Here is a 24,365-nt window from a genome sequence, read left to right as displayed (position 1 = left end):
ACGCTGCCATGACCCTTGTTCCACTGGACGCGCCCCCGGCGAAATTTTCGAATTCGTCAAGGATGGGCCAGCGCTTCGCTCATCGATGGACAGCGACAGCCAGGCAGACGGCCTATCCGCCGGTGATCGAACAGAAACAGCGCGGACCCGCCGCCCCTTCGCCCATGCCGGTGCTCAGAGGCGTCGTTTGGACGGGAAACCTGCTGATCCTCGTCTTTGTCGTCGGATTGGGAATCTGGTCGGCTCTGGCCCCGCTGCACAGCGCTGCGGTCGCATCTGGCGTTATCGAGCCGGAGACCAGCCGCAAGACCATCCAGCATCTGGAAGGCGGAATTGTGCGGCGGATCCTCGTCAGGAACGGCGATACGGTGATGGCCGGGCAAATCGTGATCGAACTCGACGACACGAAGTCCCGCTCGGAGCGCGACAGCATCCAAGGGCAGCTTTGGGACGCCGAAGGAAGCCGCGCCCGCCTGCTTGCGGAGCAGACCGGCGGCGACCATGTCGCCTATCCCGACGATCTCAGGGCAGCCATGGACAAATATCCTTCGGTCAGCGCGATTCTGACCGGGCAACAGAAAATCTTCGAGGCTCGCCGCCGGGTCATGCAGGCGGAAATTCAGATCGGCAATGAAAAAATCGCGCAGGTGCGGCAGGAAATCGTCGGACTTGGCGCCCAGAAGGCGGCACTCGCCGACAGAGCCGCAATCTCGCAGGAAGAACTGGAACAGGTGACGATCCTCACTGCCAAGGGACTGGAGAGAAGGAGCAGGCTTCTCAACCTCGAGCGCGAAAAAGCAGATCTTGACGGCCAGCAGGGCCAAGTCGGGGCACAGATCGCGCGCGCCTACCAGGTGATCAGCGAGTCGCAGGTCGATCTCGCAAAGCTCGAGAGCGACCGGTTGAGCGAAGTCGCCCAAGGCATGCGCGATACGGAAAGCCGGATCATGCAATTGCGCGAGCGCTTGCGGGCGATCGACGACCAACTTTCGAGGACCGATATCCGGGCTCCCGAAGATGGTACAATCATGAACCTGCGCATCCACACATCAGGCGGGGTGATCGGCGCAGGCGAACCGCTCGTCGATCTTCTGCCACGCTCCGATCGCCTGATCGTGTCTGCCCATGTCAGACCGGAGGACATCAATCTTGTCCATGCGGGGCTGGAGGCACAGGTGCACCTTCTTCCATACAATCAGCGGCGCGTTCCACTGCTGAAAGGTCGGGTCGAGTATGTGTCAGCCGACCGCCTCACCGATACGCAGAGCGGCCAGCCCTATTATGCCGCGACAATCCGCGTAACGGACGAGCGGCTGGCGAAAATGCGTGATGTCGAACTGGTCGCGGGCATGCCCGCACAGACACTGATCGAAACCGGCAAAAGCAGCGTGGCCCTCTACGCTGTCAGACCGCTTCTCGACAGTTTCAACAGAGCATTTCGTGAGGACTGAAGCGGTGATGGGCAAGCGAAAATTTGACGACGACCAGATTACGGGCATTCTCAAGGAGCACCAGGCCGGCGTGACGGTGGCCGATGTTTGCCACCGATACGGCATCAGCGAGCCGACCTTCTATCGGTGGCAATCCCTGCAGTCCGGAAATGTCGGTCTCCATGCGAGAAGGCTAAGAGCCCTTGAAGAAGAGAACCAGAAGCTCAAGAAGCTTTTGGCCGAATCCATGCTTTCGGCGGCAACTCTGAGCGAGATGCTGGCGAAGACAACGAAAGGGCGGCACTAGCTTCTAGACAGAGGGGTTTGTTGGCCAGATTCTGGCCCGCTATCCGATGCTGTGCATGGAGATTAGTTCTAGGGGATTGAGTGGTGCCCAGGACCGGAATCGAACCAGTGACACGCGGATTTTCAATCCGCTGCTCTACCAACTGAGCTACCTGGGCTAACCTGCTTCCGATGGCGCTTTTCGAAAAAAGAACCGCGGGGCCTTGGTTCGCCCCGGAAGCGAGCGGGGTTATAGCATCTTGTTCGGCCATGGCAAGCGGTCAAACGACACTTTTTTGACGGTCTTGCCGGTTTTACAGATTCATGAGGAAAAATAAGAGCTTCGCCGACGGAATTCTCTAGTTTTCCTCATCCGGATATTCGGCCTTCGTCTCGTCGTCGGCCACCGGGATAGCATAAGCGCCGGTCAGCCAGCGGGAGAGATCGACCTCGCGGCAGCGGTTGGAGCAGAAGGGGTAATGTTCGCGGTGTGAGGGTTTGCCGCATTCGGGGCAAGGGCGCGCCTTGCGCAACGGTTCGACCTTGGCGGCGGCTTTGTTGTCTTCGGGCATGATCGGTCCGTCCTAATTCAGGAGTCGGCCTTCGGGCTTCAGCCCTCGGGCCACCGGCTATGCACGTCGAAGCCTTCGCCGGTCAAAAGCACAATGGTTTCATAAAGCGGCAGGCCGACGACATTGGTGTAGGAGCCGACCATCTTCTGCACGAAGGTGCCGGCAAGGCCCTGGATGCCATAGGCGCCTGCCTTGCCGCGCCACTGGCCGGAGGCCAGGTAGTTTTCGATCTCGAAGCCGGAGAGGCGCTTGAAGCGCACCTTGGTCTCGACGATCTTCTGGCGGATCTTGCGATCCGGCGTCACCAGGCAAACGCCGGTATAGACGAGATGGTTGCGTCCCGACAGAAGATGCAGCGAGCTCAATGCCTCATCGGCGAATTCCGCCTTGCCGAGAATACGCCGGCCGACGGCGACCACCGTATCGGCCGAGAGGATATAGCTGCCCTTCCAGGTGATATCACTCTTGATGGCGGCAAGTGCTGCTTCCGCCTTCTCGGCCGAAAGCCTGCGGGCCAGCGAACGCGGGTGCTCCGACTTTTTCGGCGTCTCGTCGATATCCATCGGCATCAGGCGCGAAGGCTCGATGCCTGCCTGGTTGAGCAGGTCGACGCGACGGGGCGAGCCCGAGGCGAGAATGAGCTTGTATTTCAGCGCCATGGAACCTCGACCATCGACAGACGGGAGAACAACCCCTGCAGAACCTTGGGCAAGCTTACTTGAAACGGTAGGTGATGCGGCCCTTGGTCAGATCGTAGGGCGTCATTTCCACGAGCACCTTGTCGCCGGCGAGAACGCGGATGCGGTTCTTGCGCATGCGGCCCGCAGTGTGGGCGATGATCTCGTGTTCGTTTTCGAGCTTCACGCGGAACGTCGCATTCGGCAGAAGTTCGGTGACGATACCCGGGAATTCGAGGACTTCTTCTTTCGGCATATAAGTGTTTTCTTCCTGTGGGTTGAATAGGCAGCGCAGCGCGCGCCTTTAAAATTTGGGCGGAAACTACACAATCAACGCAGGTTTGTGAACCTTGTTGAACGGCCTTTCCGTCATTTGTTTTCAAGCCGATTGCGCGGCAATGCCATTTCGTTTGACTAGCCGGCTTTCGATGAGGCCGGCCAGGTAATCGCGGACCTCGCGGTAGCTCTCCAGAATCTGCTCGCGCGTGCCGCTGACAACCGTCGGATCCATGGTCGGCCAGTAGACCACATCGATCGCATTCGACCGCGTCAGCTCGAGGGCGGCATGGTGGGCCTGCGGCGACAGGGTGATGATCAGATCGAAATAATCGTCCTCGAGCTCTTCCAGCGTCTGCGGCAGGCGACGCCCGAGAGACAGCCCGATCTCGTCGAGCACGACATCGACGAAAGGATCGCGCTCGCCGGCGCGCACGCCGGCCGACCTGATATAGGTATTGGACGGCAGCATGCTGCGGGCGATCGCTTCGGCCATCGGCGAGCGGATGGCATTCATCCCGCACATGAAGAGGATGGCGCCCGGCCGCTTTCCCTCCTCGATGTCGGCGCCGAGATCCACGGCCGTCACCCGCGCCAGTAGAGCACGCAGACCAGAGTGAACAGCCGCCGGGCGGTGTCGAAATCGACCTCTATCTTGCCGGTCAGCCTGTCCTTCAGCGTCTGCGAACCTTCATTGTGGATGCCGCGCCGGCCCATGTCGATCGCCTCGATGCGGCTCGGTGTGGCCGAACGGATCGCTTCGTAATAGCTCTCGCAGATCATGAAATAATCCTTGACGATCCGCCGGAAGGGGGTGAGCGACAGGATATGGGTGGCGACGTCGATGCCTTCCTCCGTCCTGATGGCAAAGACCAGCTTGGAATCGACCAGCGAGATGTTCAGCCGGTAAGGCCCGCCGGCATGGCCGATCGGCGCAAAACTGTTCTCCTCGATCAGGTCGAAAATGGCGACGGCGCGTTCATGCTCGACATCGGGCGTCGAACGGCCGATCGTATCGTCGAGGACGACGTCGCAAAGCCGGAAATCGCCCGCCGCCATCCCCTCACCTTTCGAGGTTGAGGCGGATCGCAACCGATCGCGCATGAGCATCGAGGCCTTCGGAGACGGCCAGCGCAATCGCCGCCGGGCCGAGGGTGCGCAATTGCTGCGGGCCGAGCCGCAGGATCGAGGTGCGCTTGACGAAATCGAGCACCGAAAGGCCGGAGGAGAAGCGCGCCGAGCGCGCCGTCGGCAGCACGTGGTTGGACCCGCCGACATAATCGCCGATCACCTCGGGCGTATGGGCGCCGATGAAGATCGCGCCGGCATTGCGGATGCCGTCGAGCAGCCGATCCGGATCGGCGACGGCAAGCTCCAGATGCTCGGCGGCGATGCGGTTGGCGAGCGGAATGGCCTGCTTCAGATCGGCAACGAGGATGACCGCGCCGAAATCGCGCCAGCTTGCCGCGGCGGTCTCGGCACGGTTCAGCGTCTTCAGCTGGCGCTCCACCGCCTGCTCCACCGCCTTGCCGAATTCGGCATCGTCGGTGATCAGGATTGCCTGGGCGCTGGCATCGTGCTCGGCCTGCGCCAGCAGGTCGGCGGCGATCCAATCGGGATTGTTGTCCTTGTCGGCGATGACCAGCACTTCGGAAGGGCCGGCGATCATATCGATGCCGACAGTGCCGAAGACATGGCGCTTGGCAGCAGCAACATAGGCATTGCCGGGACCGGTGATCTTGGCAACCGGGGCGATCGTCTCGGTGCCATAGGCAAGAGCCGCGATCGCCTGGGCGCCGCCGACACGATAAACCTCGGTCACACCGACAAGCTTGGCGGCGGCAAGCACCGCCGGGTTGACGGCACCACCGGTGGCGGGAACGGCGATGACGATGCGATCGACGCCGGCGACCTTGGCCGGCACGGCATTCATCAGCACCGAGCTCGGATAACTCGCAGTGCCGCCCGGAACATAGAGGCCGACCGCCTCGATCGCCGTCCAGCGCGAGCCGAGACCGACGCCGAGATCGTCTTCGTAAATATCGTCCTTCGGCAGCTGCCGGCGATGATGAGATTCGATGCGCAGTGCCGCGAGCTTCAGCGCACCCAGCACTTCCGGAGGCACGGCCTCGATCGCCGCGTCGAACTCTTCCGGCGTGACCCGCATTGGCACGGTGGCGAAATCGATGCCGTCGAACTTCAGCGAATATTCGGCAAGCGCCACATCGCCGCGGGCCCTGATATCGTCGATGATGGCGCGAACGACCGTGTTCACATCCTCGGAGACTTCACGTTTCGTCGTCAGAAAGGTAGCAAAACGCTGCTCGAAACCTTCCGATGCCTGATCCAGCCAGATTGCCAAGGCCGATATTCCTTCTCAACTCGAAACTGCGATGTTCAAACCTCAAGCGTCAGAGACGTCAGAGGTGGCGAGGCTTGGAGGAAGCCTCCCAGGCGCCGCCGATATCGGAGAGCTGCACCTCGATACATTCGACATCGAGCGCAATCGAGGCGGTGCCGGACAGCGACAGCTCGATCGTACCCTCCGGCCCCTCGCCCTTCTGCTCGAAACGCAGGGCCAGCAGCGACAGCACCTCGTCCCGTTTGCCGCGGTCGATGCCGAGCGACCGCACGGCGAGCACCCGCTTGAACACCAGGGCAGCCCGGCGGCGCTCGAAGCCTCTGCGCTTGCGCTCGGCACCTTCCCAGACGAAACGATTGACGGCAAGGGCGAACTGCGCGTCGCGCGGCGACCAGTCGATATCGCCGACCTTGAAGACGCTGTCCTGCATATGCGCGGAGATGATCGCAAGATCCTCGTCATCGAGCGCTACAAGCTTCAGTTCGGTCATTCGGCTTCATCCCAGCAGGCACCGCCGAAATGGCGATGCGTCAGACAAGGGAAATAAGATGCTGCGGCCAAATACGCAACCGGGATGAACGGCTTACTCGCTGATGCGCTCGACGACGGCGCCGCAGCGGGTCAGCTTCTCCTCGAGCCGCTCGAAACCGCGGTCGAGGTGATAGACGCGGGAGACCGTGGTTTCGCCCTCGGCGGCCAGGCCGGCGATGACGAGCGAGACGGAGGCACGCAGATCGGTCGCCATCACGGGGGCGCCGCGCAGCCGCTGGACACCTTCGATCTTCGCCGTCTGGCCGGAGAGCGTGATCCTGGCGCCGAGGCGGGCCAGTTCCTGCACATGCATGAAGCGGTTTTCGAAGATGGTCTCGGTGACGTGCGAGATGCCGGAAGAGCGGGTCATCAGCGCCATGAACTGCGCCTGCAGATCGGTGGGGAAACCCGGGAAGGGATCGGTAACGATATCGACCGGCTTGATGCCGGCGCCATTACGCTTGACGCGCATGCCGTTGTTGGTCGCGGAGATGTCGGCACCGGCGCGGCGCAGCGTTTCCAATGCGGTGTCGAGCAACGCCACATCGGTATTTTCGAGCACGACGTCGCCGCCGGCCATCGCAACCGCCATGGCATAGGTGCCGGTCTCGATACGATCCGGCAGGACGCGGTGGCGGGCACCGGAGAGCGAGGTGACGCCCTCGATGGTGATGGTCGCGGTGCCGGCGCCGGAGATCTTGGCGCCCATGGCGTTCAGGCAGTTGGCGAGATCGACGACCTCAGGCTCGCGGGCGGCATTGCCGATGACAGTCGTGCCGCGGGCAAGCGTTGCCGCCATCATCACCACATGGGTGGCGCCGACGGAAACCTTCGGGAAAGTGTAGCGCGCGCCGATCAGGCCGCCATTCGGCGCCTTGGCGTTGATATAACCGGCATCGATCTCCATGGTGGCGCCGAGCGCCGTCAGGCCCTCGATGAAGAGATCGACGGGGCGCGTGCCGATGGCGCAGCCGCCCGGCAGCGACACCCGGCAATGGCCTTCGCGCGCCAGGAGCGGGCCGATGACCCAGAAAGAGGCGCGCATCTTCGAGACCAGCTCATAGGAAGCGGTGGTATCGACGATGGTGCGGCAGGTGAAATGGATCGTGCGCGAATAGGAATCCTCCTGGCGCTCGCGGCGGCCGTTGACCGCAACGTCAACGCCATGATTGCCGAGGATGCGCATCAAGAGTTCGACATCGGCCAGATGCGGGACGTTTTCGAGCGTCAGCGTATCGCTGGTCAGAAGCGAGGCAATCATCAGCGGCAATGCGGCATTCTTGGCGCCGGAAATCGGAATGATGCCATTCAGCTCATTACCGCCGACGATTCTGATACGATCCATGTGCGCTTACGGGCCGCGCCCGCCTTTCCTGAAATACTGCCTTGGAATAGGGAGTGGGGTGTTTAAGGGATTTTTCGCGACGCTTCAATTGACCGCGGACGGAACATTACGATTCGTCCATTTTTGCGGCAGGCAGTCCATTTGTTTCGTCGGCTTGGCCCGAACGGCGGGCGCGCACCTGCTGTTTGCGTTTCGAAAGATTTTCTCTGAGTTTTTCGGCGGCGCGCTCGCGGCGCAGTTTCGCCTGGGCCTCGATCGCCTGTTTGCGGCTCTGCTGGCCGGTTTCGGTCTTGTCGTTCATGTGACAGGATTAGCCGAATTCGCGCCGATCCAAAAGGCCCTTGCGTCCCAATCCACGCGAAGTTGGAATTTGCTGCTTGCGCTTGCCGCCAAGCTGTGGCAATAGCCGCCCCGTTCCCGCGATTTGAGCCGCCCGGCTCGCACGGGTCCTGGTCCTGCTGCCGTAGCTCAGTGGTAGAGCACACCCTTGGTAAGGGTGAGGTCGGTGGTTCAATCCCACTCGGCAGCACCAGTTTTCTTTCTCAGATATCGGATATCTCCTCGCACGTGCTCGACGAGGGCTAGCGACAATTGGGAAGCAGCACGCTGCCATGAGCGCAATCGGGAATGTCGATTGCTTCGAGATAATAGGGCATGGATGGCGACAACGCCCACCGTTCAAGCAGGTCAGCGGTTACCCTCGTAGGAACTCCATCATATATACCTTCGACGTACCATTGCTGTAATGCCTCGTCTAATATCAGTCGTGCGCGAAAGGCGGCGATATCCATCGCGGCCGTAAACTGGCCGATGGCGGTCTGCACGTATTCCAGTTGGATCCTAGGGATAATCTCAGTAGAAATACGCGCGAGCAAAGCGTCTTCATCTGATATCTCTGCGCCGCCGGCAAAGGCCGGCATTGCCAGCCCCCCGCAGAGAAAAGCAGCCTGGATCAATTTTCGATCTAAACCCATGTCGGAGCCCCTCAGCTGGGTAGCGGTAGCAGCGCGCAAGCGCCATACAACTTATCTGCGACTATCTAAAAAAACATCCCGGCCTGCATGCCGGCGAACCCCTCTCACACACGCTGACATTTCGCCTCACCGGCAACAATCGATTCACCATTGTTGGCCGTGAAAATCACGCTAGAATGCTATCATGGCGGCGTCTCCACGGAGGAATAGGGAGGCGCTGCACCCTTTGTTTCTGTCGACAATCGTGGAGGAGCATTGATGGCAACTGAAAAATGGGACAGCCCGGTCAAGGTCGGTTTCGAAGATGCCGACGCGCGAACGGTCAGCGGGCCGTTCGATGCGCTGAAATGCCTGGCGGATTTCTGGCCGAACTCGCGCGGGCTGCGTTATATCAAGGCGCGCAGCACCTGCCGGGCAGCACTTGACGGGCGCAAGAGCGTGGAAGAGGCGCGAGCTGAATTCCTGGCGGCGGCCGAAGAGGCGAAGCTGAAGTTGCATTAGAGCGGCCAAGCGTCCGACAGGACGCGGAAGCACGCTCAGCCACGTTGAACTCGTCCTTCGGCCGATTTCCGTAAACGGAGCGTGCCGGAACGGTGCAACGCTTTAATTTACTTAACCCTGCATCGAACTTGTGGCGGGTTTTGGTGCAATGGGCGTTGTGCCCGGGACAGGTCTATTCATAAAAGACACGCAGCCATCATGATGATGGTCAGAGGCTCGTCACCTCTGCGGGAACGCAGGCGAGCCTCGTTTGAGCAGGACTGTTTTCAGCAGTCCGCGCCGCCCTCACTTTCCACCTCGATATAACCGACACCGATGATCGTGCCATCGCCCGCGCGGATGAAGGAGGGGAGATACTGCGGTTCTGCCGGCGTGCAGGCGACGGCGCCGGTATATTCGTTGAGGGCAACCTGGTCCTTCGGCAGCGCCGAATAATTCGTGCCGGTTTCCAGCGAGGCATAGGCGGAACCGGCAAAGACGCCGGCCGATATCATGGTGATTGCCGAGAGGCGAGGAAGCGACTGCATGAGGGGTCTCCAGCGTTTCGATCCGGCATTTCAACCCGCGGAAGGGCACTTGGTTCCCTCAGCGCCGCAACAGGCGACTGTGCACATAACCTTGGCCGACGATGCTTTCGGCGATTGCGACCGCCCGCTCGACATCGCCGCGCCGGTGCACGAAACCGTCGAGGATGACATAGGCGCCCAGCATGTCGACGATGATTTCCTCAGCGTCGAGATCGGCGGCGGCGTGAAGGGCGCTCTCGACCGAAGCGCGCGTCGCCGCCTCGCCGTGGCCCTGCCGGCCGGATTCGTCATGGTCGGTGAAGCCGGGAAACCCGATCACGTCAGTGTCTCCTAAGGTTGGTTGATCTCAGTTAACGCCGCAGCAGGGCTTTCGTTGCGACCGGTTCGGCGCGATATTCGAGCGTGATTTCTGCAAGCCCCGGTGTGGCCTGCCCTTGGCGGAAGCCGCTGCGGTTTCCATATCTGGCTTGGAGCCGACAGAGGGATGACGACGATGAAAGTGCTGCTGCCCGCCTTATTCCCCGGGGCATTGTTTGCCGTGGCCTTGCTCGCCGGCTGCTCCTCCGCCGATAGCCCGGCGCTGGACCCTATTCCCGGCAGCATCACCTATGGCGGCCAGCCGCGGACGAAGCTGACCAAGTCGCCGGTCGGCAGCGCGGTCCACCACCAGTTCTACGACGGGACCGGTCAGCGCGTAGAAGAGACTTATATTCTTCAGCCGGATCGCAGTCTGAAGCTGGTGCGGCGTGTGGTGGGACCGGATTTCCCCGATTGAAGCCCCCCGGGCACCTCAATGCTTGACAGCGGCTGAAATCGCGAACATTCAAGGAACATCTAATCTTCCCCAGTGATTCTGCGGGAGCCCGACCGGACGGCTGGATGTATCTCGAAAAGCTCAATCCCCAGCAGCGCATGGCCGTCGAGCATGGCACGCTCACCGACGGCAGCCATATTGCCGGGCCGCTGCTGGTCATTGCCGGCGCCGGTTCGGGCAAGACCAATACGCTGGCGCATCGGGTTGCCCATCTGATCGTCAAGGGCGCCGATCCGCGCCGCATCCTGCTGATGACCTTCTCGCGCCGGGCCGCCGCCGAGATGGCGCGGCGCGTCGAGCGCATCTGCCGCGATGTGCTGGGTGCGAATGCCGGTGTGATGGCCGATGCGCTGAACTGGTCCGGCACCTTCCACGGCATCGGCGCGCGGCTGTTGCGCGATTATGCGCAGCAGATCGGCCTCGACGCCGATTTCACCATCCATGACCGCGAAGACAGCGCCGACCTGATCAACCTCATCCGGCACGATCTCGGCTTCTCCAAAACGGAAAGCCGGTTTCCGGCCAAAGGCACCTGCCTTGCGATCTATTCCCGAGCGGTGAATTCCGAGACGGCGCTCGATCAGGTGCTGCGCGACGCTTTTCCCTGGTGCGCGACCTGGGAAAAACAGCTGCGCGAGCTTTTCGCCTGTTATGTCGAGGCGAAGCAGAGCCAGAACGTGCTCGATTACGACGACCTGCTGCTCTACTGGGCGCAGATGGTCGGCGAAAGCGTGATTGCCGAGGATATCGGCAGCCGCTTCGACCATGTGCTGGTTGACGAATATCAGGACACCAACCGGCTGCAGGCCTCGATCCTGATGGCGCTGAAGCCCCAAGGCCAGGGGCTGACTGTCGTCGGCGACGATGCCCAGTCGATCTATTCCTTCCGAGCGGCGACGGTGCGCAATATCCTCGATTTTCCCGCAGCCTTCAGCCCGGCCGCCAATATCGTCACGCTCGACCGCAACTACCGCTCGACGCAGCCGATCCTGGCCGCGGCCAACGCCGTGATCGACCTCGCCTCGGAGCGCTTCACCAAGAACCTGTGGACCGAGCGGCAATCTGCCGAGCGGCCGCGCCTGGTCACGGTGCGCGACGAGGCCGACCAGGCGCGTTATGTCGCCGACATGGTGCTCGACAACCGCGAGGAAGGCCTGACACTCAAGCAGCAGGCCGTGCTCTTTCGCGCCTCGCATCACAGTGGACCGCTGGAGGTCGAGCTGACCCGGCGCAACATTCCTTTCGTCAAGTTCGGCGGGCTGAAATTTCTCGACAGCGCCCATGTCAAGGACATGCTGGCGGCGCTGCGCTTCGCACAGAACCCGCGCGACCGGGTGGCAGGCTTCCGGCTGATGCAGATCCTGCCGGGCGTCGGGCCGTCGACGGCGCAGAAGGCGCTCGACCTGATGGCCGAGGATGCGAGCCCGATAACGGCGCTGGCCGCCATGCCGGCGCCACCGCGCTCCGGCGAGGACTGGACTGATTTCGTTTCCATGCTGCAGGAGATGAAATCGGGCAAGGCCGGCTGGCCGGCGGAAATCGAGCTGGCGCGGCAATGGTACGCGCCGCATCTGGAGCGGCTGCATGAGGATGCGGCGACGCGGCAGGCCGATCTGCTGCAGCTCGAGCAGATCGCCGGCGGTTATGCCTCGCGCGAGCGTTTCCTCACCGAGCTCACCCTCGATCCGCCGGATGCGACCAGCGACCAGGCCGGCGTGCCGCTGCTTGACGAGGATTACCTCATTCTTTCCACAATCCATTCCGCCAAGGGCCAGGAATGGACAAGGGTCTTCATGCTGAACGTCGTCGACGGCTGCATTCCGAGCGATCTCGCCGTCGGCGCCACCGCCGAAATCGAGGAGGAACGCCGGCTGCTCTATGTGGCGATGACGCGCGCCCGCGACGGTCTCGACCTTGTGGTGCCGCAGCGCTTCTTCACCTATGGGCAGAATGCCCAGGGCGACCGGCACGTCTATGCCTCGCGCAGCCGCTTCATTCCGGCAACGCTGCTGCAATTCTTCGAAGCCTGCAGCTGGCCGCAGGTGAAATCCGAGGCGGCGGCGCAAGCGCAGGCGCGGCAGGTGCGCATCGATGTCGGCGCCCGCATGCGCGGCATGTGGCGATAATCAGACGAAGTCAGAGTGATAGCGGCGGCTCGGCCGGTTTCAGGAATCGCTCGACCGTTGCCGGTTCCACGGCCTCGACACTTGCCGGCGACCATTTCGGATTGCGGTCCTTGTCGATGACGGCGGCGCGGATGCCTTCGAAGAAATCGGGATTATCGAGCATCTGCAGGCAGGCGCCGAGTTCACGGCCAAGGCATTCCGCAAGCGAGGCGCTGCGGCGGCCGGCTCTGAGCAGCGCCAAAGCCAGCTTCAGGCTGGTCGGCGAACGGGTCGACAGCACCCGGTGGGTCTCGGCGGCGAAGTCGCCCTCCTCCCCGGCAAGCGCTGCCAGGATTTCCTCGACACTGTCGAAACGAAAGGCGCGATCGATCATCGCGGCATTCTGCCTGAGCCGGCTTTCTCCCGCAGGCTCAGCAAGCCCCTGCAAGAGGGCATCGACATCGCTGGACAAGCTGCCGCGCGGCAGGGCCGACAGCGCCTCAATCACCGCGCCGAGCCGCGACGACGCGATCTGACGGTCGGCAAGCCCTGCGTGGATTGCGTCGGCGGCACCAATATCGAGCCCGGTCAGGCCGAGCCATGTTCCGGCCTCGCCAGGTGCCTTCGGCAGCAACCAGGTGGCGCCGACATCAGGGACGTAGCCGATGCCGGTTTCGGGCATGGCAAGCCGGGTGCGCTCAGTGACGATGCGGTGGCGGCCATGCGACGACAGGCCGACGCCGCCGCCCATGGTGATGCCGTCCATCAGCGCGACATAGGGTTTTGGGTAGACGGCGATCTGATGGTTGAGGCGGAATTCTTCGCGCCAGAAGGCGCCTGCGAGGCCATCGCCGGCGCGCGCACTTTCATGCAGGGCGCGGATGTCGCCGCCGGCGCAGAAGCCGCGTTCGCCCTCCCCCGCCACCACGACACTCGCCACCTCGGCATCTGCGGCAAAGCCATCAAGGGCCTCGGTGATCGCCCGGACCATCGGCAGCGTCAGGCTGTTCAGCGCCCGCGGCCGGTTGAGCCGGATGATGCCGGCAGTGCCCCGCCGTTCAATGATGACTTCGCCGTCCTGCATGGTTTACCTCCGCTGCTGGAGCCTTCCTGATCCGATTGAAGCATCTGCCCAGGAAAGGCTCGTAACCATGAATAGACGACGATGCAGCGTCGCTCCAGTCGATTTACAGCAGGCGAGATCGATCGCTCAGGCCGACAGCGAATTGCGGGCAATGGCTTCGGCTTCGCAGCGGGCGGCGTAGTCGATGGCAAGCTCCAGCGGCAGCGGCCGCGAGAAATGATAGCCCTGCGCCAGGCGAACGCCCATCGCCTTCAATCCCTCGGCGATCCCTTCGCTTTCGACGCCTTCGGCAACGGAGGCGATGCCGAGATTCTGGCAGAGATTGGCGACCGAGCGGGTGATGTTCATGCAACGGGCGTCGCGATCGAAATTCATCACGAAGGCCTTGTCGATCTTCAGCTTGTCGAAGCCGAGACGGTGAATATGGCTGAGGCTCGAATAGCCGGTGCCGAAATCGTCGAGCGCGATGGAGATGCCGGCCGAGCGCAGCATTGCGATGACCTTGTCGGCGGTGTCGAAATCGGAAAGCAGTGCGGTCTCGGTGATCTCGAATTCGATGCGCCGGGGATCGATGCCGGAGCGAGTGATCATGCCTAGCAGCGCCATCGATGTCTCATGGTCGCAAATATCACGCGCCGAGAGATTGAAGGAGAGCTTGAGGTGGCGGGGAATGATTGCCAGCGCTTCGAGCGCCTTGGCAAAAAGGATGCGCGTCATCCGGCCGATGACGGCGGTGCGCTCGGCCGCGGGAATGAAAGCTTCGGGGCTAATGCGGCCGAAGCGGGCGCTGTCCCAGCGGGCAAGCGCCTCGTAGCCGACGACGCGGCCGCTCTTCAATTCGACGATCGGCTGATATTCGAGTTTCAATTCGCTGGCAAAATCATTCGCCTGCAGCTCGAGTTCGATCAGGTGGCGCTGGGTCAGGATCTTCTCGTGCTCGGCCGAGAAGAATTCGACGCCGCTGCTGCGCTTGCTCTTGACCTGGTAGAGGGCAAAATCGGCTTTCTCGTAGAGATCCTCGGCGGTGTATCTGCCGATCTCGGGATAGACGATGCCGCAGGAGCCGAAAACGCGGACCGAGCCGTCGGGGATTTCGTAAGGGTCGCGGACCGCGGCGCAGAGCGCCTGGCCGAGATCGGCAATCGCCTGGCGTGTCATCGAACAGGGGAAAATGATGCCGAACTCGTCGCCGCCGAGGCGGGAGACGATGCCCGCTTCGCCGACCAGCGCGGCAAAGCGGCGGGCCGTCTCCTTGAGCACGAGATCGCCGGCGGCATGGCCGAAGACATCGTTGACCGGCTTGAAGCCGTCGAGATCGAGAATGCCGAGAACAGGCGGCGCGGACGGATCCTTCTGCAACCGTTTTTCGAGCGAGAGAAAGAAGCTGCGGCGGTTGGCAAGGCCCGTCAGCTGGTCCTGCAGCGCGTTGCGGCTGTTGACAAGGTTGAGCTCCTCGGCTTCCGCCCGCTTCTGCTTCAGTTCCTCGGTCAATTGCACCAGGCCGACGAAATTCTGGAAATAGCTGTCGATCACCCTGAGGAAGGGCAGGATCAGGAAGAGGCCGCTGACGGCGGTCGCGACGAAAACGGGATTGCCCGAGAACATGAAGGTGGCGATCATGGCCGAGAAGGTGATCACCGTGGTCAGCGCCGCCGCCATCGGCAGATGCATCAGGCAAAAGATGCAGGAAATGCCGGTGACGACGAGGAAATAGGCGATCTGGCCCTGCTGGGACGCATCGCCATACTGGTAAAGCGCGATCGCCCAGCCGCCGAAAGCAACAGTCAGGATGGCGGCACCCGATATGGTGATCTTCATCAGCCGGTAGGCGCGCTCGGCCGTGACGTTCTCCTTGCCCCTGATCTCCCACCAGCAGAGTCGGAAGACACAGACGATGCTCAAGGCGACGGGGATATAGAGCGAGAGCCAGAGCGGGGCGGATTCAAGGTGGGTGATTGCCACCGCAAGGGCGTTGATGACCAGGAGAACATAGAGAATGGGGATCTGCGACGACAGAGCCCGAAACTGCGCCGTCAGAAGCGTCGGGTTGTCTTTTTGCAGCTGCAATGAGGCCAGAAACTTCTTCATCTTCCCTTTTCCGTCGGCCAGAGCCGGCCAGAGAAAGCTTGATCATTCCTTATTCACGTGACGGCATGCGAGGCATGGGGCGGTAACGGTCCGACGCCGGTCTAGAACGACGCGGCCGCCAGCGCCCGGTGGATGCTGTGCAGGTCGTCGACGTTTCTGTTCGCTAGGAAGAGTTCCCAATCGAGCGAGCTCTGGACGATGGTTTCCAGCGAATCGTGCCTGGGCTTCCACTCGAGCACCTGCCGGGCGAGCGAAGCGTCAGCGACGACGCTGGCGGAATCGCCTGCGCGGCGCGGCGCCATGTGGATCTTGAAGGAATGTCCGTGCAGGCGGGTGACCATGTTCAGCACGTCGAGCACGGAATAGCCGCTGCCATAACCGCAATTGGCAACGAGCGAGCCCTTGCCCCGGCGCAGGTGCTGCAGCGCCTTCAGATGCGCATCGACAAGATCGGTGACATGGATGTAGTCGCGCACGCCGGTGCCGTCATGGGTGGGATAATCGATGCCATAAACGCTGACGCTGTCGCGCCTGCCGAGTGCTGCCTCGCAGGCAACCTTGATGAGGTGGGTGGCGCCTGAGGTCGACTGGCCGGCGCGGTGGTCGGGATCGGCGCCGGCGACGTTGAAGTAGCGAAGCGCGACATAGTTGAAATCATAGGCGCTAGCGGCATCGCGCAGCATGAATTCGGTCATCAGCTTCGACTGGCCGTAGGGATTTTCCGGATTGAGGGAGGCGGTCTCCTTCACCGGCAGGTCGGTCTTTTGCTGACCGTAGACGGCCGCGGTCGACGAGAAGACGAAGTTGCGGATGCCGGCTTCGACCGACGCGGAGAGCAGCGCCCGGGTCTTGCCTGAATTGTTGTCGTAATAGGAGAGCGGATCGGCGACCGAGACCGGCACGACGGCGGAGCCGGCGAAATGAATGATCGCTTCGATGTCGTTTTCGATGAAGATCTTCTTCAAGACGTCGGGATCGGCGACGTCGCCGAGATAGAAACGCGCCGCCGGCGCCACGGCCCAGCGAAAGCCCGTGGAGAGACGGTCGAGCACGACCACATCCTCACCCGCATCGAGCAGCGCCCAAACCATGTGACTGCCAATATATCCGGCGCCGCCCGTCACCAAAACCGCCATGTCCCGCATCCCTGCTTTGTTTTATAGCAGGGGCATCAGGCCCGGTTTTTCTTTCCAATTTTCTTATCGAATGGCCGTTCCAGGCCCTTTGAACCGGTATGTTTGGACTTGTGGTTAGAGGCCGATTTCGGGCTTTGCTCAAGTTTTATCGATCGGGCGATTCCGGCACGAAATCACCCGACCGAGCCGCTTCTCAGCGCCTGAGGATATAGTCGCAGAGACGTTCGGCCGCGACCGCCACCTGGGCGGGATCGCGCAGGAAACAGGCGCGCAGGAAGAGTTCGCCGCCGGCGCCGAAGGCGGTTCCGGGGGCAAGGCCGACGCCTGTCTTGTCGACGATGTCGATGGCGGCGCTGCGGCTGTCGGTGACGCCGTCGATCTTCAGGAAGGCATAAAGCGCGCCGTCCGGCTTCAGCGTCTCGACGCGGTTGGTGGCGACAAGCGCATCGCAGAGAATATCGCGGGACCGGGCCGCCTTGGCGATATTGGCGGCAACGAAATCGTCGCCCTGATCAAGGGCTGCAACGGCGCCCTTCTGCATGAACTGCGCGACGCCCGAGGTCGAATACTGGATGAGGTTTTCGAGCACCTGACCCATCTCGGGCGGCGCGACGATCCAGCCGACGCGCCAGCCGGTCATCGACCAGTTCTTCGAGAAGGAGTTGACGAAAATGATCTTGTCGTCCGGCTCCATCACATCGAGGAAAGACGGCGCCCGGCCGCCGGCAAAATAATAGAGCGCGTAGATTTCATCGGCCATGATCCAGAGATCGTGCCGGCGGGCCAGCGCCAGGATGTCGGCAAGATCCTTCTTCGTCGCCGTCCAGCCCGTCGGGTTCGACGGCGTGTTGATAAAGATGCCCCTGGTTTTCGGCGTGATGGCGGCTTCGACGCGGTCGAGATCGACCGCCCATTTCCCGCCTTCGAACTGCAGCTCGACGCCGACGGAGCGCGCGCCCGCGATTTCGAGGGCGGCGGCGATATTCGGCCAGGCGGGGGTGAGGTAAACCAGTTCATCATCCGGCGAGGCCAGCGTCTGCACGGCGATCTGGATCGCCTGCATGCCGGAACCGGTGACATAGAAATGCTCGACCGGAAGCCGGATTCCGAAATGTCTGCTGTAATAATCCGAAAGCGCCTGGCGAAGCTCCGGAATGCCGCGCTGCCAGGTGTAGAAGGTCTCGCCTGAAGCAAGCGCGTCCATCGCCGCCCTGCTAATGAAATCGGGCGTCGGCAGGTCGCCTTCACCCACCCAGAGCGGCAACAGCCCTTCGCGGCCGCGGGCATAATTGACGACTTCGACGATCCCGCTTTCTGGCGCCGCCAAGGCGCGCGGGCTGAGGCTCTTCACGATCGACATGCATATCTCCGGTTTCCGCATTCATAGTGGATTTGCACCGGCAAATCCCATGATATCCAGTGATGGCATATCGATTTTCGTGATGAATGGACTGGGTGGGTCGGCGTGGTGAGGCACCTCAACGCGGCGCACCTCAGTCCACCATGGGCGAGTTTGACTGGAAAGCCAACCCACTCTCCGTCGTCCTCGGGCTTGACCCGAGGACCCATGCGGTGGCTGCTGATGGACGCGGTGTGGATGCTCGGGTCAAGCCCGAGCATGACGGAGGGTGGGGCGGACAGAGCTATTGTGGAGCCTCAGTCCGACGCCCGGAGCCGCCGGCTCCAACCCCGATCAGGCCGTCGGGCGTGTGGCCAGCAGATCGCGGATTTCCGTCAGCAATTGAACATCAGCCGGCGGCGCGGGCAGTTCTTCCGGTGCGACCTTCTCCTGGCGCTCGACCTGCAGGCGCAGATAGTTCACGCCCTTGACCATCAGGAAGATGATCCAGGCAAGGATCAGGAAGTTGATGAGAACGGTGAGGAAGCTGCCATAGGCAAACACCGCCCCTTGCGCGCGGGCGGCGGCAAGGGTCGGGGCGTTGACGGCCGACGAGAGCGGCAGGAAATAATTGGAAAAATCGAAGCCGCCGAAAATGGCGCCGACGATCGGCATGATCAGGTCATCGACCAGAGATTTGACGATGCCGCCGAAGGCGCCGCCGATGATGACGCCGACGGCAAGATCCATGACATTGCCACGGGCGATAAAGGCCTTGAATTCGTTGAGCATCGGATCCGTCTCCCTTCGATCCATTTCAGAGAGTATGCGATGGATTTCATTAGCTACATCTTCATTGCGATTAATCAATCGGCAATCGCAATTATTTGGCAATACCCCCGGCGGCCTTTGACTTAAGGCCTAGACGGGCGGGAATTTTCAACGCCTCTGAAATGACTTAAGCTGAACGGGTTGCGGGAGGTCCCGGCGGGTTTCCGCCGGCGGAGGGTCAATGCTTCCAGGCTGGGTCATATTCGCGTCTGCCTTCGGCTATCTGCTCCTGCTTTTCGCCGTGGCAAGCTATGGCGACCGCAAGAAGCGCCGCCCGGGGGGGCTCGAAGGCGGATGGCCGGTGGTCTATGCGCTGAGCCTGGCGATCTACTGCACCTCCTGGACCTATTTCGGCAGCGTCGGGCTTGCCGCCCAGCGCGGCCTGGAATTTGCCGGCATCTATATCGGCCCCATTCTGGTCTTCACCCTCGGCATGCCGCTGCTTCGCCGGATCATCGAGCTCGCCAAGGCGGAGAAACTCACCTCGGTTGCCGATTTCGTCGCCGCGCGCTACGGCAAGAACCCGACGGTCGCCACCATCGTCGCGCTGATCTCGCTGATCGGCACCATTCCCTATATCGCGCTGCAGCTGAAGGCGATCTCCAGCACCGTCAGCGCCATGGTCAACCCGTCCGACTACGGCATCGGCAGCGGCAATCTCTACTTCCTCGACCTGCCGCTGGTTGCGACGCTGGTGCTTGCCTGCTTCGCCATCATGTTCGGCACGCGGCATACCGATGCGACTGAGCATCAGGACGGCCTGATCCTCGCCGTCTCGATGGAATCCGTGGTCAAGCTCGTCGCCTTCCTGACGGCCGGCATTTGCGTCATCTGGTTTCTCTTCGACGGCCCGACCGATCTCTGGCAGAAAACGGTCGACAACGGCCTTGTGATGTCGGCGCTGAGTTACCACACGCCGATCAGCCGCTGGATGACGCTGATCCTGTTGTCGGCCTTCGCGATCATCCTGCTGCCGCGGCAATTCCATGTGACGGTCGTCGAAAACCGGACGCCGAAACAGCTGAAACTCGCAGGCTTCCTGTTTCCCACCTATCTGATCGCGATCAATCTCTTCGTGCTGCCGGTGGCGATCGGCGGGCTGCTGACCTTCGGCGGTGCCGGCAATGCCGATTTCTACATGCTATCGCTGCCGCTTGCCGGTGAGATGCCTGTGGTGTCGCTGATCACCTTCATCGGCGGCTTCTCCGCCGCAACGGCGATGGTGATCGTCGATTCCGTGGCGCTGTCGATCATGGTGTCGAACGACATCATCATGCCCATCTTCCTCAGGCGCAAACTTGCCGGCCGCGCCAGCCAGCGTGACAATTTCGCCAAGACGCTGCTCAATATCCGCCGCAGCGCCATCTTCGCCGTGCTGCTGTTCGGCTACGCCTATTACCGCTCGACCGACAGCACCGCCGGCCTTGCCTCGATCGGCCTTCTCTCCTTTGCCGCCATCGCCCAGATCGCCCCGGCGCTGTTCGGTGGGCTGATCTGGCGGAGGGCGAATGCACGCGGCGCCATCCTCGGGCTTTCCTCCGGCTTCATCATCTGGGTCTACCTGCTGTTCCTGCCCTCGCTCGGCGGGCCCGATTATTCCTATGTGGCAAGCGCCGTGCTCGGCTTCATCTTTCCGGGCACGACGCTGTTTGCCGCGCCCGACGCCGATCCGCTGGTCAATGCGACCGTCATGAGCCTGCTCGTCAACACCGCCTTCTTCATCGTCGGCTCGCTCACCCGCAATGCCAGGCCGCTCGAACGCATCCAGGCCGGCATCTTCGTCAAACGCCATTCTCGCTCGCAATTCGCCACCCGCGGCTGGAAGACCCGCATCAGCGTCGGCGATCTCAAGGCGGCGATCTCGCGTTATCTCGGCGAAGAGCGGATGCAGCGCTCGCTGACGACTTACGAGCAAAGCTCCGGCCGTAAGCTGGAGGACGATCAGCCGGCCGACATGGCGCTGATCCATTTCAGCGAACAGCTGCTCGGCAGCGCCATCGGCTCGTCCTCGGCCCGGCTAGTGCTGTCGCTGATCCTGCAGAAGATCGAGGATGCCTCGTCCGACACCGCCTGGCTGCTCGACCAGGCGAGCGAGGCGCTGCAATATAACCAGGACATGCTGCAGACCGCGCTTTCGCAGATGGACCAGGGCATTGCGGTGTTCGACAGCTCCAACCGGCTGACCATCTGGAACCGGCGCTTCCGGCAATTGCTCGACCTGCCGGAAAGTGCCGGCCAGGTCGGCTTTCCCCTCGCCGACATCGTCACCACGCTGAGTGAGCGCGGCGACATCGCGCCCGGCGATCTCAATCAGACGGTGCGGCATTTCCTGACGCTGGACAAACCCTTCGCGCTGGTGCTCAGCGGCGGCGAGCGGATTATCGAGGTGCGCTCCAACGCCATGCCCGACAAGGGCATCGTCGCCACCTTCACCGATATCACCCAGCGCGTCAGTGCCGACCAGGCGCTGAAACAGGCGAACGAGACGCTGGAGCAGCGCGTCGCCGAACGCACGGCCGAGCTGACCCGCGTCAACCACGAGCTTGCCGAGGCGCGCGCCGCCGCCGACGAGGCGAATATCGGCAAGACCCGGTTTTTCGCCGCCGCCGGCCACGACATTCTGCAGCCGCTGAATGCCGCCAGGCTCTATTCCTCGGCGCTGGTCGAGCGGATGGCCCAATCCGACAACAGCCCGATCGTACGCAACATCGATTCCGCCCTGGAATCGGTCGAAACCATTCTCGGCGCCGTGCTCGATATCTCCAGGCTCGATACCGGCGCGATGCGGCCGCGGCTCGCTGCCGTGGCACTTTCCGACCTGTTGGAGCGGATCGAAACCGACTTGCTGATCAGCGCCTTGATCTCCTTGGCCGCGCCGGCCGAGCGCTGCGCCAGCTCCCGGACCTCCTGAGCGACGACCGCGAAGCCCTTGCCGGCTTCACCGGCACGCGCCGCCTCGACGCCGGCGTTCAGCGCAAGCAGGTTTGTCTGGAAGGCGATCTCGTCGATGACGCCGATGATATTGGAGATCGACTTGGAGGACTGTTCGATGTCGTTCATCGCTTCGACGGCCCGCTGCACGATCTGGCCGGACCGTTCGGCATTTTCCTTCGTGCGAACAACCATCGACCCGGCTTCTTCGGCACGCGCCGTCGAATCCTTGACGGATGTCGTAATCTGCTCAAGCGCTGCGGCAGTTTGCTCGACGGAGGCAGCCTGTTGTTCCGTCCGGCGCGCCAGGTCGTCGGCCGCAGAACGGATCTCCTCGGTGCCGCTTTGGATGACCTCGGCATTTTGCGAGAACGATACCAGCGCCGAACGCAGCTTGACGACCGACTCGTTGAAATTGATGCGGGTCTCGTCAAGCGTCGCCGCGAAAGGATGCTCGAGCGCGCTCGTCATGTCGCCTTCGGCAAGCTTGGCCAGGCCAAGCGCCAATTCACCGACGGCGAATTTGACGTCCGCTTCCTGAGCCTGGTCGATCCGGGCGCGCTCGGCGCGCTCCCGTTCCTGCAGCGCGCGGTTTTCTTCCGCCTCGGCTTCCAGACGCGCCCTGTCGCGGTTGCTCTCCAACAGCGCCTTCAGCGAGCGGGAGAGATCGCCGATTTCGTCCTTCGCCTCGCCGTCCTTGAGGGTCGCATCGAGTTTGCCCGCGGCAATCGCGGCAGTTTCGGCGATGACGCCGGAAATCCGGCCGACGAACCGGCGTGCGATCAACCATCCGGCAAGGCCCAGCAGCACCGCCGCCAGGCTCGTCGCGACGATGGCATCCCGCACCACCGCATAGAGCGGTGCGAAGAGTGTCGCCTTCGGGACCGAAACGACCGCATACCAATTGGAGCCCTCGGCAAGCTTGACGGCGGTGGCAATCGCCAGGGAGACGCTGCCGTCCTCATCGGTCACTTCACGCTCAGCACCGGGATTGGCGATGAGATGGTCCCAATCCGCAGTTTTCGTGCCGGTCTCGGACAGGCTTTTGCCGATGAGGCTTGCATCCGGGTGACTGACGATCTTGCCGGCACTGGTGACCAGGCCAAGAAAACCCGCTCCCATCGGTCGGCTGGCTGACAGCGCCTTGGCGGTGTCCTGAAGCGAAAGGTCAAGGCCGGCAACGCCGACGGCTTTGCCGTCGATCACAACCGGCTCGGTGACGGAGGTCATCAAAACGTCTTTTCCATCGATCGCATAAGAATAAGGCTCGATGATCACGGTTTTGCGCTGCGTGAACGGCAATTGATAATAGTCGCCCGCTCCGGCGATGGTGTAATCCGTCAAAGCCGTATGGGTGATCTGGCCGCCGCTGCGCACCCAATAGGGCACATAGCGCCCCGTCGTGTCGTGTCCTTCCTTGCCGACGTAATCCTTGTCCTTGCCGTCGAAAGCATTGGGCTCCCATCCGGTCCAAATCCCAAGGACCGGGGGATTGGCTTGCAGCATGTTGTGCAAGACCTTGTCCGCCTTGGCACGATCGGTGTCGCCCATTTCCTTCATCGTCGTCAGCACGGCGTTCAGCCCGTCCACGATATGCACGGTGCCGCCGATATTCTTTTCGACTTTCAGCGCCTCAGCCGTCGCGATCTGGCGCATCTGTTCGATGCTGCCGCTGCGAATTTCAGTATAGGACCGATAGAAAATGGCCCCCGAAGCGACAATAACGGCAATGACGCCGCAGGCCGCCACAGAGAAAAGATTGCGACTTGTCGTAGACTTGAAAAGCATGTTCCCGCTCGCCTTCGCTGCTGTACTGGCGCATGCCTCAAGTCCAATTCGCCGGCGCGTTTAAACAACCGTCATCCAGCAGAAACTGAAGGCCCCCCAATATTCATGCTTGCAAAATTTGATTAAAAGAAAGTTCTTATGCTCCAAAGCGGCGCCACTATCCTTGAGATCCGTGCACGCGCTTTAAGTCTTTGTTTTTGACGCATGTCTTTGCCGCAGAACCGCTGCACGGTCTGCGCGGCATGCTTGGAAGACGACGGAATTATTCCGCAGGGCCTGCACTTTCCGGCTTCAGATCGAGTAGCGCACGGCCGCTGCCATCCATGGCGAAGGGGACGGAAGCGTGCTGATGGACGACCAGCCAGCGGCCATCCCGCTTGACGAGGCCGAGGGTCTGGCGGAACCAGAGATCGACCTCCGTGCCATCGGTCTTGGTGCCGGTCATGCGCGTCAGACCGCTCCAGAAGGCGACATCGCCGCCGACCGTCAACCTGGCATCGCGCACTTCGCCACCGATCGGGCCTTCCCAGGTATCGAACCAGGCCTGCACGCCGGCCTCGTCCTTGCCATTTATGACGAGCGGCGGCGCCAGCGAAAACTCGACGGAATCCTCGGCCTCATAGGAAAGCGCCTCTTCGGCGTTCTTTTCACCGAGCGCCTTGGCCCGCATCATCAGCATGGCGATGATCGCCTCTTCTTCATGCCTGGCATTGGCTTCGTCTTTCACGATCGTTCTCCTTTTCCACGACGGCCAGAGGACGAACGAGAG

The 24,365-nt window shown here is 62.1% G+C and carries 23 protein-coding genes, 2 tRNA genes and 2 pseudogenes; 7 read left to right on the top strand and 20 right to left on the bottom strand.

From position 1 onward, the window contains the following. Positions 1–8 precede the first annotated feature (8 nt). Both FHX14_RS27655 and FHX14_RS27650 read left to right on the top strand, forming a co-directional pair. Positions 9–1,451 (top strand): HlyD family type I secretion periplasmic adaptor subunit, encoded by a 1,443-nt coding sequence (locus FHX14_RS27655; RefSeq protein ID WP_012556556.1) that lies wholly within the window; start codon positions 9–11, stop codon positions 1,449–1,451. Further along, a complete protein-coding gene (locus FHX14_RS27650; RefSeq protein ID WP_157179768.1) occupies positions 1,441–1,737 on the top strand; it encodes a transposase in 297 nt (98 codons plus the stop codon). The genes FHX14_RS27655 and FHX14_RS27650 overlap by 11 nt, the downstream gene beginning before the upstream one ends. An 81-nt stretch (positions 1,738–1,818) precedes the next feature. On the opposite strand, the gene FHX14_RS27645 is transcribed toward FHX14_RS27650, so the two are convergent. The 10 genes from FHX14_RS27645 to FHX14_RS27600 form a co-directional block, all read right to left on the bottom strand. Further along, positions 1,819–1,894 (bottom strand) — tRNA-Phe (locus tag FHX14_RS27645). Positions 1,895–2,074: 180 nt separating this feature from the next. Continuing rightward, a complete protein-coding gene (gene yacG / locus FHX14_RS27640) occupies positions 2,075–2,287 on the bottom strand; it encodes a DNA gyrase inhibitor YacG (protein ID WP_003588672.1) in 213 nt (70 codons plus the stop codon). 38 nt (positions 2,288–2,325) lie between these two features. Then, the gene (locus FHX14_RS27635) at positions 2,326–2,946 is read right to left on the bottom strand and encodes a Maf-like protein (protein WP_003570453.1); all 621 of its coding nucleotides are present in this window, start codon (positions 2,944–2,946) and stop codon (positions 2,326–2,328) included. Positions 2,947–3,001: 55 nt separating this feature from the next. Next, a complete protein-coding gene (gene infA, locus FHX14_RS27630) occupies positions 3,002–3,220 on the bottom strand; it encodes a translation initiation factor IF-1 (protein WP_003545338.1) in 219 nt (72 codons plus the stop codon). A gap of 123 nt (positions 3,221–3,343) precedes the next feature. Next, complete coding sequence (locus FHX14_RS27625) at positions 3,344–3,829, bottom strand: low molecular weight phosphatase family protein (RefSeq protein ID WP_348649273.1); 486 nt, start codon at positions 3,827–3,829, stop codon at positions 3,344–3,346. Continuing rightward, complete coding sequence (locus FHX14_RS27620; protein ID WP_003588677.1) at positions 3,826–4,299, bottom strand: UPF0262 family protein; 474 nt, start codon at positions 4,297–4,299, stop codon at positions 3,826–3,828. Before FHX14_RS27620 ends, FHX14_RS27625 begins: the two co-directional genes overlap by 4 nt. A gap of 4 nt (positions 4,300–4,303) precedes the next feature. Beyond that, positions 4,304–5,602: a histidinol dehydrogenase gene (hisD, locus tag FHX14_RS27615; RefSeq protein ID WP_184380106.1), complete on the bottom strand. Its 1,299-nt coding sequence runs from the start codon at positions 5,600–5,602 to the stop codon at positions 4,304–4,306. A gap of 58 nt (positions 5,603–5,660) precedes the next feature. Beyond that, a complete protein-coding gene (locus FHX14_RS27610; protein WP_184380104.1) occupies positions 5,661–6,092 on the bottom strand; it encodes a DUF2948 family protein in 432 nt (143 codons plus the stop codon). 93 nt (positions 6,093–6,185) lie between these two features. Further along, positions 6,186–7,478 (bottom strand): UDP-N-acetylglucosamine 1-carboxyvinyltransferase, encoded by a 1,293-nt coding sequence (gene murA, locus FHX14_RS27605; protein ID WP_003588682.1) that lies wholly within the window; start codon positions 7,476–7,478, stop codon positions 6,186–6,188. Between the two features lie 106 nt (positions 7,479–7,584). After that, positions 7,585–7,779, bottom strand: coding sequence for a hypothetical protein (locus tag FHX14_RS27600; RefSeq protein ID WP_003588684.1), 195 nt, complete (start codon positions 7,777–7,779; stop codon positions 7,585–7,587). A gap of 156 nt (positions 7,780–7,935) precedes the next feature. Here FHX14_RS27600 and FHX14_RS27595 point away from each other — a divergent pair. Further along, positions 7,936–8,010: transfer RNA gene (locus FHX14_RS27595), tRNA-Thr, on the top strand. Between the two features lie 49 nt (positions 8,011–8,059). Here FHX14_RS27595 and FHX14_RS27590 read toward each other — a convergent pair. Then, on the bottom strand, positions 8,060–8,452 hold the full coding sequence (locus FHX14_RS27590) for a hypothetical protein (protein WP_054183807.1): 393 nt from the start codon (positions 8,450–8,452) through the stop codon (positions 8,060–8,062). A gap of 258 nt (positions 8,453–8,710) precedes the next feature. On the opposite strand from FHX14_RS27590, the gene FHX14_RS27585 reads away from it, so the two are divergent. Next, on the top strand, positions 8,711–8,953 hold the full coding sequence (locus FHX14_RS27585; protein WP_003588688.1) for a DUF982 domain-containing protein: 243 nt from the start codon (positions 8,711–8,713) through the stop codon (positions 8,951–8,953). A gap of 266 nt (positions 8,954–9,219) precedes the next feature. On the opposite strand, the gene FHX14_RS27580 is transcribed toward FHX14_RS27585, so the two are convergent. Both FHX14_RS27580 and FHX14_RS27575 read right to left on the bottom strand, forming a co-directional pair. Further along, complete coding sequence (locus FHX14_RS27580; protein WP_183779323.1) at positions 9,220–9,480, bottom strand: hypothetical protein; 261 nt, start codon at positions 9,478–9,480, stop codon at positions 9,220–9,222. A 58-nt stretch (positions 9,481–9,538) separates the two neighbouring features. Then, positions 9,539–9,799 carry a BON domain-containing protein gene (locus tag FHX14_RS27575; protein WP_184380102.1) on the bottom strand — a complete coding sequence of 87 codons (261 nt, stop codon included), beginning with the start codon at positions 9,797–9,799 and terminating at the stop codon, positions 9,539–9,541. Positions 9,800–9,973: 174 nt separating this feature from the next. Between FHX14_RS27575 and FHX14_RS27570 the strand changes: the two genes are divergently transcribed. Continuing rightward, positions 9,974–10,255 (top strand): hypothetical protein, encoded by a 282-nt coding sequence (locus FHX14_RS27570; protein WP_012556549.1) that lies wholly within the window; start codon positions 9,974–9,976, stop codon positions 10,253–10,255. Between the two features lie 104 nt (positions 10,256–10,359). Then, on the top strand, positions 10,360–12,420 hold the full coding sequence (locus FHX14_RS27565) for an ATP-dependent helicase (protein ID WP_184380100.1): 2,061 nt from the start codon (positions 10,360–10,362) through the stop codon (positions 12,418–12,420). 10 nt (positions 12,421–12,430) lie between these two features. Here the strand turns inward: FHX14_RS27565 and FHX14_RS27560 are convergent, their stop codons facing one another. The 5 genes from FHX14_RS27560 to mscL form a co-directional block, all read right to left on the bottom strand. Next, a complete protein-coding gene (locus FHX14_RS27560) occupies positions 12,431–13,483 on the bottom strand; it encodes an enoyl-CoA hydratase/isomerase family protein (RefSeq protein ID WP_184380098.1) in 1,053 nt (350 codons plus the stop codon). A 126-nt stretch (positions 13,484–13,609) separates the two neighbouring features. Then, a complete protein-coding gene (locus tag FHX14_RS27555; RefSeq protein WP_184380096.1) occupies positions 13,610–15,571 on the bottom strand; it encodes an EAL domain-containing protein in 1,962 nt (653 codons plus the stop codon). A 101-nt stretch (positions 15,572–15,672) separates the two neighbouring features. Continuing rightward, positions 15,673–16,707: a UDP-glucose 4-epimerase GalE gene (gene galE, locus FHX14_RS27550; protein ID WP_183693511.1), complete on the bottom strand. Its 1,035-nt coding sequence runs from the start codon at positions 16,705–16,707 to the stop codon at positions 15,673–15,675. Positions 16,708–16,900: 193 nt separating this feature from the next. Beyond that, complete coding sequence (locus FHX14_RS27545; protein WP_184380094.1) at positions 16,901–18,067, bottom strand: pyridoxal phosphate-dependent aminotransferase; 1,167 nt, start codon at positions 18,065–18,067, stop codon at positions 16,901–16,903. 333 nt (positions 18,068–18,400) lie between these two features. Continuing rightward, positions 18,401–18,838: a large conductance mechanosensitive channel protein MscL gene (gene mscL / locus FHX14_RS27540; protein ID WP_003588699.1), complete on the bottom strand. Its 438-nt coding sequence runs from the start codon at positions 18,836–18,838 to the stop codon at positions 18,401–18,403. Between the two features lie 220 nt (positions 18,839–19,058). Between mscL and FHX14_RS33490 the strand changes: the two are divergent. Then, positions 19,059–21,719: pseudogene (locus FHX14_RS33490) on the top strand (PAS-domain containing protein); the annotation flags it as partial. Here FHX14_RS33490 and FHX14_RS27530 read toward each other — a convergent pair. Together FHX14_RS27530 and FHX14_RS27525 are read right to left on the bottom strand one after the other, a co-directional pair. Beyond that, positions 21,680–23,596 (bottom strand): annotated as a pseudogene (locus FHX14_RS27530) (methyl-accepting chemotaxis protein); the annotation flags it as partial. The pseudogenes FHX14_RS33490 and FHX14_RS27530 sit on opposite strands and share 40 nt — an antisense overlap. A gap of 262 nt (positions 23,597–23,858) precedes the next feature. After that, complete coding sequence (locus tag FHX14_RS27525; protein ID WP_003588704.1) at positions 23,859–24,323, bottom strand: nuclear transport factor 2 family protein; 465 nt, start codon at positions 24,321–24,323, stop codon at positions 23,859–23,861. Positions 24,324–24,365: the final 42 nt, after the last annotated feature.

Origin of the sequence: Rhizobium sp. BK619, from assembly GCF_014195245.1 — a bacterium.
GTDB lineage: Bacteria > Pseudomonadota > Alphaproteobacteria > Rhizobiales > Rhizobiaceae > Rhizobium > Rhizobium acidisoli.
This window is presented reverse-complemented; position numbering and strand designations above follow the sequence as displayed.